The following is a 505-nucleotide window of genomic DNA, read 5'->3' as shown; positions in this document are numbered from 1 at the left end:
ATCGGTCGGCGCGCAGGGCGGTGCATCGGCCCAGGGCGCCACGCAGTAAGCGGTGCCCGGCGCTTGTCGCGACGCCTGTTTTCGGACGGCGCGTCGCGACGGGCGATCATCCGGCGGCCCGGTTCGCTTCGCGCGAACCGGGCCATTTTCATCAGGTGATGCGTTCAGCGGGACGCGTGCTTACGGCCGGCGTTGTCCTTGCCCTTGTCCCTGCCCCTGCGGCGGCCGCACGGCAGCAGGGGTGAACACGCTGCGCAGCCATGCGGCGAGCCGCGCGAAGACGTCGTACGGTTCCTCGACGAAGATCTCCGGCTTCAGCAGCCGCAGGTATTCCATGATCTGCTGCGCTTCCTGCTTCTGGAACGAGCCGTGCGCGAGCCCGAGCCTCAGCAGTCCGCGCAGTTCGCCGAGCTTGTCGCGGGCAATGCTGCCGACGCTCATCTCGCACGCGAGCTTGGCCTCGTAGATCCGCTGTCGCAGCGATTCCGCGAGCCGCCACGCAGGC

1 protein-coding gene is annotated in these 505 nt (G+C 68.9%); it reads right to left on the bottom strand.

Annotated features, from left to right (window positions below):
* Positions 1-180 precede the first annotated feature (180 nt).
* Positions 181-505: DUF4088 family protein (locus JMF90_RS39920; RefSeq protein ID WP_201326639.1), on the bottom strand; the 325-nt coding region annotated here is incomplete at its 5' end.

This window comes from Burkholderia sp. E168m23 (genome assembly GCF_016586125.1).
Classification (GTDB): domain Bacteria; phylum Pseudomonadota; class Gammaproteobacteria; order Burkholderiales; family Burkholderiaceae; genus Burkholderia; species Burkholderia orbicola.
The sequence above is the reverse complement of the archived record's forward strand: the minus strand, read 5'-3'. Positions and strand labels throughout refer to the sequence as shown.